Source organism: Herbiconiux daphne (assembly GCF_024979295.1).
GTDB lineage: Bacteria > Actinomycetota > Actinomycetes > Actinomycetales > Microbacteriaceae > Herbiconiux > Herbiconiux daphnes.
The window spans coordinates 1-585 of the sequence record NZ_JANLCJ010000597.1 but is presented as its reverse complement, the minus strand read 5'-3'; the positions used below and the strand labels follow the sequence as shown (position 1 = coordinate 585).

General features: G+C 45.5%; 1 protein-coding gene. It reads left to right on the top strand.

Annotated elements, in window-relative coordinates; all coding sequences use genetic code 11:
* The coding region (locus N1032_RS26665) for a hypothetical protein (RefSeq protein ID WP_259543678.1) at positions 1-585 on the top strand (585 nt) is incomplete at both ends.

Here is a 585-nt window from a genome sequence, read left to right as displayed (position 1 = left end):
ATGGCTAGTTTAATCGACCAAGCATCTCAAGGTGCAGGACAGGGTTACCAAGGTGCAGGACGTCTTGCAGACACTGGTATCGGTAGTCTACGTTATCAAGCTGTCAACATTGAGACACCCAAAGCTGAACCATCCACACTACATCAAGTGTTCGACCAGTTCCTTGCTACTTCATCTTCCATTGCTAAAGAGTATGTGGATGATAAGAAACAATCAGCTGAGAATGATTACCTGATTAAGAAAGCTCAGTTAGAGACAGGTAAAATACCGCAGCAAGAGTTTAATGATTGGGTTAACAAAGGTGATGTCTTCTACAAAGACAACCCATATGCCCGTAAAGTAGCTCGTAAAGACATTGGTCTACAAGCTCGTCACGAAGCAGATGCTTCTGTAATGGATGATATCCGTGCAGGTAAGTTTAAGACTCGTGATGAAATGGACTCTGTGCTGCGCCAGAAGCGTCAGGACGTGCTCAAGACATACCAGACGACCTTTGGTATTGCTGATGATGATCACGACGTTCTAACAGGCGCAGGCAACGGTCTGGTTGAGTCTGACATTGCATTGCACGAAGGTTGGTCAAGC